This is a genomic window from Nocardioides sp. (assembly GCF_047607185.1).
Lineage (GTDB): Bacteria > Actinomycetota > Actinomycetes > Propionibacteriales > Nocardioidaceae > Nocardioides.
The window spans coordinates 26,850-33,390 of the sequence record NZ_JASGDQ010000013.1 but is presented as its reverse complement, the minus strand read 5'-3'; the positions used below and the strand labels follow the sequence as shown (position 1 = coordinate 33,390).

The 6,541-nt window shown below is 70.8% G+C and carries 6 protein-coding genes; 2 read left to right on the top strand and 4 right to left on the bottom strand.

The features are described 5' to 3' along the window. Positions 1 to 1,019: elongation factor Tu (gene tuf, locus QM595_RS01785; protein ID WP_415169803.1), on the top strand; the 1,019-nt coding region annotated here is incomplete at its 5' end. Positions 1,020 to 1,351: 332 nt separating this feature from the next. Next, positions 1,352 to 2,137, top strand: coding sequence for a tRNA (guanine(46)-N(7))-methyltransferase TrmB (gene trmB, locus QM595_RS01780; protein ID WP_415169802.1), 786 nt, complete (start codon positions 1,352 to 1,354; stop codon positions 2,135 to 2,137). Positions 2,138 to 2,165: 28 nt separating this feature from the next. Here trmB and QM595_RS01775 read toward each other — a convergent pair whose 3' ends face one another. The 4 genes from QM595_RS01775 to QM595_RS01760 are packed head-to-tail and all read right to left on the bottom strand — an operon-like array spanning position 2,166 to position 6,470. Continuing rightward, positions 2,166 to 3,326: a hypothetical protein gene (locus tag QM595_RS01775; RefSeq protein ID WP_415169801.1), complete on the bottom strand. Its 1,161-nt coding sequence runs from the start codon at positions 3,324 to 3,326 to the stop codon at positions 2,166 to 2,168. Between the two features lie 24 nt (positions 3,327 to 3,350). Continuing rightward, positions 3,351 to 4,703 (bottom strand): 8-oxoguanine deaminase, encoded by a 1,353-nt coding sequence (locus tag QM595_RS01770; RefSeq protein ID WP_415169800.1) that lies wholly within the window; start codon positions 4,701 to 4,703, stop codon positions 3,351 to 3,353. Continuing rightward, positions 4,688 to 5,419, bottom strand: a complete 732-nt coding sequence (locus tag QM595_RS01765; RefSeq protein WP_415169799.1) for an alpha/beta fold hydrolase — start codon at positions 5,417 to 5,419, stop codon at positions 4,688 to 4,690. Before QM595_RS01765 ends, QM595_RS01770 begins: the two co-directional genes overlap by 16 nt. 1 nt (position 5,420) lies before the next feature. After that, a complete protein-coding gene (locus QM595_RS01760) occupies positions 5,421 to 6,470 on the bottom strand; it encodes an isopenicillin N synthase family dioxygenase (protein ID WP_415169798.1) in 1,050 nt (349 codons plus the stop codon). Positions 6,471 to 6,541 lie beyond the last annotated feature (71 nt).

Genomic DNA, 6,541 nt, shown 5'->3' with positions numbered 1-6,541 from the left:
GTCAGCGCGGCATCACCATCTCGATCGCGCACGTCGAGTACCAGACCGAGGCGCGCCACTACGCGCACGTCGACTGCCCCGGTCACGCGGACTACATCAAGAACATGATCACCGGTGCCGCCCAGATGGACGGCGCAATCCTCGTGGTCGCCGCCACCGACGGCCCGATGCCGCAGACCCGCGAGCACGTGCTGCTCGCCCGCCAGGTCGGCGTACCGGCCCTGGTCGTGGCGCTCAACAAGTGCGACATGGTCGACGACGAGGAGCTCATCGAGCTCGTCGAGATGGAGGTGCGCGAGCTCCTCAACGAGTACGAGTTCCCCGGCGACGACATCCCGGTCGTGCGCGTGGCCGCCTTCCCGGCGCTCAACGGCGACGAGAAGTGGGGCAAGTCGGTCCTCGAGCTCATGCAGGCCGTGGACGACTACATCCCGACCCCCGAGCGTGACACCGAGAAGCCGTTCCTGATGCCCGTCGAGGACGTCTTCACGATCACCGGTCGTGGCACCGTCATCACCGGCCGTATCGAGCGCGGCATCGTCAAGGTCGGCGAGGAGGTCGAGATCGTCGGCATCCGCGAGACCTCGCAGAAGACCACCGTCACCGGTGTCGAGATGTTCCGCAAGCTCCTCGACGAGGGCCAGGCCGGCGAGAACGTCGGTCTGCTGCTGCGCGGCACGAAGCGCGAGGACGTGGAGCGCGGCATGGTCGTGATCAAGCCGGGCACCACCACCCCGCACACCAACTTCGAGGCCTCGGTCTACATCCTCTCGAAGGAGGAGGGCGGCCGTCACACGCCGTTCTTCAACAACTACCGTCCGCAGTTCTACTTCCGTACGACGGACGTGACCGGCGTGGTGACCCTCCCCGAGGGCACCGAGATGGTCATGCCGGGTGACAACACCGAGATGTCGGTCGAGCTCATCCAGCCCATCGCCATGGACGAGGGCCTTCGTTTCGCGATCCGTGAGGGTGGCCGCACCGTCGGCGCCGGCCGGGTCACGAAGATCACGAAGTGACCGTCTGATTCAACGACAAGGCCCCCTTGAAAGCCGGAAGGCTTTCAAGGGGGCCTTGTCGTTGAATCAGACGGTCCTCGGAATCTGATAGGAGCCGAGTCGGCACAACCGCTGCGAGCGAAGCGAGTCCAGGCGGTTGTGCCGACTCGGCGATCCCCGCAAGACCAAGCTGCCACGCAGCCGACCCACGCGCCAGCACTTCTGCCGACTCGGCGGTCCTGGGGCCGGCACTTCTGCCGACTCGGCGCTCCTGGGGCCAGCACTTCTGCCGACTCGGCGGTCCTGGGGCCAGCACTTCTGCCGACTCGCGCGGGGATGTCAGACTTGCGCCCATGCCCGAGGACAGGTCCGGCAAGCTCGCCCGCTCCCGCTCCCGTCAGGTCGCGGGCAGGTCGCCGGAGTCGCGGCCCCAGGTCAGGCTCACCGACGACGGCCGGCCGCTGCGGGAGGTGCTGTCCTACTCCCGGCGCGGCAGCCGGTTCACCGCCCGGCAGGCCGACGCCTGGGACCGGCTGGCCGCCGGGTGGGTCTTCGGGCCCGAGGACGTATCCGGTCGGTTCGACATCGCTTCCTGGTTCGGCCGCGAGGCGCCGCTCTACGTCGAGATCGGCTCCGGGGTGGGGGAGACCACCGCGTCGTACGCCGCCGCCCACCCGGAGGTCAACGTGCTCGCCTTCGAGGTCTGGCTCCCCGGGGTCGCCGACACGCTGGGACGACTGGAGGCGGTCGGCGCGACGAACGCCCGGCTGTGCACCGTCGACGCCGCCTGGTCGCTCACCGAGTTGTTCGCGCCGGCGACGATCACCGAGCTCTGGACGCTCTTCCCGGACCCGTGGCACAAGGCGCGACACCACAAGCGGCGGCTGATCAACCAGCCGTTCGTCGGGGTCGCCTCCTCCCGGCTGGTGCCCGGCGGCGGCTGGCGGCTGGCGACCGACTGGGCCGACTATGCCGAGCACATCCGCGAGGTGCTCGACGCCGAGCCCGCCCTGACCGGCGGCGCCGTCGAGCGCTGGGAGGACCGGCCGCTCACCAAGTTCGAGCGGCGCGGCCTGGCCGAGGGCCGCGAGATCACCGACCTGCTCTACCGCCGTACCTCCCGCCCCTCCAGTCACTGAAGGGGCGGGAGGTGGGAGGGTCAGCGGCTCAGTCGAGTGCGATGCTCGGGTCGACGAACTTGGTGGTGGCGATGTCGTCGGCGGTGAGGCCGTCGGGCACGTCGGCCCCCGAGTCGGCCAGCACCGACGCGAAGCTGTCGATATTGCGCTGCTGCCGGGCCATGTCGAAGCTGCCCAGCGTGCCGTCGGTCTCGTTGGAGACCAGCTCCTCGTCCTTGAACTGCTCGGCCGCGTAGTCGGCCACGCCCTGGGAGTAGACCCAGGAGCTCTGGTAGTCGTCGACGATGGCCACGATCGCCGTGTTGTAGGTCGTCGGGTCGGCCATATAGGCCTTCAGCGCCGACTGGTAGACGGGGATGAGCGCGCTCAGGCAGTCGGCCTGCGCCTCGACGTCCTCGGCGCGGACCGAGAGCGCGGAGGGGTACATCTCGTAGCCGACGTCCTTGAGCAGCTGGTAGGAGACCTGCTTGCCCCACGCCGGCGTCTCCTTCTCCAGGAGGTACGGCGTATTGGTGGCGTAGCCCTCGACGGCGATGCTCGGATCGCTGACGAAGCGGGCGTTGGTGCCGTCGTAGCTGGTGTCGAGCTCGCTCCGGTCGATGATGCCCTGGCCGACCAGCCAGTCGGGGAACGCCGTCGACTTCGCCACCAGGATCGGCACGTCGGCGGCCGCCAGGTCGGCGATGGTGTGGACGTCGGGGTAGGTCTCCGGGTCCCAGTAGAGGACGTAGGGGCTGAAGCGCTGCGTGGCGGCCACCTGAACGACCGGCTGGCTGGCCGCTGCCGCGATCGCCTGGTCGGTGGAGACGGTGCCGAGCAGGATGTCCTTGTCGACGTACATCTGCGAGGAGACGCTCTGGAAGCCGATGGCGGCGCCGCCGGAGCGGATCTGCAGGTCGACCCCGGTGTCGTTGCCCTCGCCGTCGACGAGCGAGCCGGTGACCCGCTTGGCGTCGGCATCCACCTTGTAGTCCGAGCCCAGCATCGCGAAGATGCCGGCGTAGTCGGCCTCGGGCTCCCAGTCCAGCTGGACGGTCACGGTCGCGGGGCAGACCCCGCTGAGGTCGGTGGCGGAGGCCGGTGCAGCTGCGCTCGAGGTCTCCTCGGTGTCGGAGGAGGAGCCGCCGCAGCCGGCCAGGGCCAGAGTGCCGGCTGCGGCCAGCGCGACGATCGAATGTGTCTTCTTCAACGCGAACGTTCCTTTCGGTGTCACTTAGGTGAGGTCTTGCAGGGAGCGGGAGATGCGCCGGTGCTCGGCCAGGGCGGTGTCGGCACCCGGGAGGGTCAGTCGGCCCTCGTCGACGAGGAGGCGTCCGGAGACGACGGTGGTCCAGGCCGTCGCGGGACCGCAGCGCAGCAGCGCCTCGATCGGGTCGGACCCGGTGCCGGCCAGCGCGAACGGCGACATCTCCCAGACCACCAGGTCGGCGAGGGCGCCGACCCGGAGGTGGCCGGTCTCGTCGGCCCAGCCCAGGCAGGTGGCCGAGCCGCGGGTGGCGACGTCGAGGGCGTCGCGTGCCGTCATCGCCTGCGGCCCGCCGCGGAATCTGGCCAGCAGCAGCGCGTTGCGCGCCTCCAACCACAGCGAGGCGTGGTCGGTGGAGGCCGAGCCGTCGCAGCCCAGCCCGACTGCCATGCCCAGCTCTCGCAGCCCCATCACGTCGGCGGTGCCGTGGCAGATCAGCATGTTCGAGCTCGGACAGTGCGAGGCGCCGACGCCGGCAGCGGCGAGCCGGGCCGCCTCGGCAGCGGTCGGGAAGGCGAAGTGGGCGACCCAGGTCCGCGGGCCGGCCCAGCCGACGTGCTCGAAGTGCTCGACCGGCGAGCGGCCGTAGACCTCCTGGCAGAAGGCGGCCTCGTCGACGTCCTCGGCGAGGTGGGTGTGCAGGCGTACGTCGTGCCGCTCGGCGAGCTCCGCGGTGGCGACCATCAGCCTCTCGTCGACGGTGAACGGCGAGCAGGGCGCGAGCGCGACCCGGGTCATCGCGCCGGGGCTGGGGTCGTGGTAGGCCTCGATCAGCCGCTCGGAGTCGGCCATGATGGTGTCGAAGTCCTGGACCACGGAGTCGGGTGGCAGGAAGCCGTCCTTCTCGGACTTGCTCATCGAGCCCCGGGTCGCCAGGAAGCGCATCCCGACATCGCCCGCCGCCTTGAGCTGGGCGTCGACCAGGCCGGGCCGGGGGTGCACGTAGAAGTGATCGGTCGTGGTGGTGCAGCCGCCCAGCAGCAGCTCGGCCATGCCGACCCAGGTGGCCCAGTACGTCGCCTCCTCGTCCAGGCGGGACCAGATCGGGTAGAGCGTGGTCAGCCAGTCGAACAGGCTGCCGTTGACCGCCGGGGCGTAGCTGCGGGTGAGGTTCTGGAAGATGTGGTGGTGGGTGTTGACCAGCCCCGGGGTGAGGACCCGTCCGCCGGCGTCGATCACCCGCTGCGCCGGCGGCACCGGCTCACCGGCAGCGCCCAGAGCGGCCACCCGGTCGCCGGTGATGGCCACCCAGCCGCCGGGAAGCTCGGTCTCGTGGTCGACATAGACCACACTGGTGTTGACGATCACGCTGTCATGCATCGACTTCTCTCCTGGGTGATGACGGTGACGAATCGGGAGACGAGCTGGCGGACCTGGCGTGGCCGGGCGACCGGTACGGCGTGGCCACAGGCCAGCGTCGCCACATCGGTGACGCCGACCCGGGCCGCCAGATGGCGCTGCAGCTCGAGCGGGAGCGACCGGTCCAGGGTCGCCTCGACGTAGAGGTGGGGGAGCGTCCCGACGGTGCCAGCGCTCCAGTCGGCGACGTGGCTGAGCGCGGCGGCCGCCTGTGGGACCAGCCGGCGCGAGGCGCTCACCGCCTGCTCGGCGTCGAGGTCGTGGAAGAAGACCGCTGCGGCTGCCTCGGGTGGCACCGTCGTACCGCCTGGGCTCGGCTCCAGGTAGCGGCCGATGCCGACGGTGAGGTCCAGGCCGATCTCGGCACAGGCCGCCGCCAGGTCGGCGCCCGCCGGCAGCACGATCCCGGCCAGCGAGACCAGGCCGCGCACGGTCTCGGGCCGGCGGTGTGCGGCGGTCATCGCCAGTGCGGCGGCGCCCGAGTGCGCGACCAGGATCGCCGCGGTGTCCTCGGCGTCGAGCGCGGCGAGGATCCGGTCGACCAGGTCCGCGTCGGTGTCACGCGGCGAGGTGCGCAGGTCGACGGCCGTGATGCCGCGACGACCTGCCCAGGCCGAGCGGAGGCCGTCCCAGACCCAGGGACCGGCCCACGCGCCGTGGAGCAGCAGGACCCGCACCTCAGCGGTCCTCGCCGCCGGCAGCGAGGACGCGGTCGCGCTCACTGCCGGCCCGGGTGTTGACCTGGCCGCCGCGGGAGCCGGCGAGCTTGATCGCGATGTGCTCACCGATCGAGATCGGCTCGTAGAGCGGCGTCTCGCCGGGGGCCAGGCAGCTCGGCAGCGCCTCGATCACGGTGTCGTAGGAGCCCTCGAAGAAGAACGCCGCCGAGCGGCGCCGCTGGATCCGGCCCTCCACCACCGGCGGGTTGACCCGGTGCAGCGTCGACATCCACCTCTCGTTGGTCCAGCGAGACAGGGTGTCGCCGAGGTTGACCAGGAGCGCCCCCGGGTCGGGCTGGACGTCGTGCCAGCCACCGTCGGAGCCCAGCACCTGCAGGCCCGCGACCCGGTCGGCCCACAGCACCGTCACGATGTCGAAGTCGGTGTGCTCGCCCATGCCGCGCAGCTCGCCGTCGAGGGAGACCTCGCTCTCGGGCAGGGCGTAGTTGTTCAGCCGGAGCATACTCATCGGGTCGAGCGCCCGCTCCGCGAAGAAGCCCGACGGCAGGCTGAGCGCGTCCTCGAAGACCCGGCACAGCGTCTCGGCGACCCGGCGGGCCTCCGCATAGTAGGCGCCGACCCGCGCCCGGAAGCCGGGCACCTCGGGCCACAGGTTCGCCGGGTAGCTGCCGGCCGGATGCCGGGCGACGGTCTCGGCGGCGTACTCCTCGCCCACGTTGAACGCCTCGAAGAAGTCGTTCATCCGGTTGGCGGCCTCGATCCCCAGCGACAGGCTGAGCGACTCGCTGCGCGGCGGCGAGTAGCCGCGGTTGGTGTCCACCTCCGGCCGGTACCGCTTCTTCTCGGCCAGCGGCAGCGCGAAGAAGTCGTCCAATGCGGTGGCGAGAGCGGCGATGGTCTCCTCGGGTACGCCGTGCCCGACGATCTGCATGAAGCCGACCGTGCGGCAGGCCTGGTCCAGGGCCTCGGCCACCTGGCCGCGGTGCTCGGGCGGCTCGCCGGTGACATAGGCGGAGATGTCGACGGTGGGCACGTGGAAGCTCGTCATCGGGTGCTCCTTCGGGGCAGGACTGACCAAGGACTGGGGGATCGGGCGGTGAGTGGTGTGGCGGGGAGGGG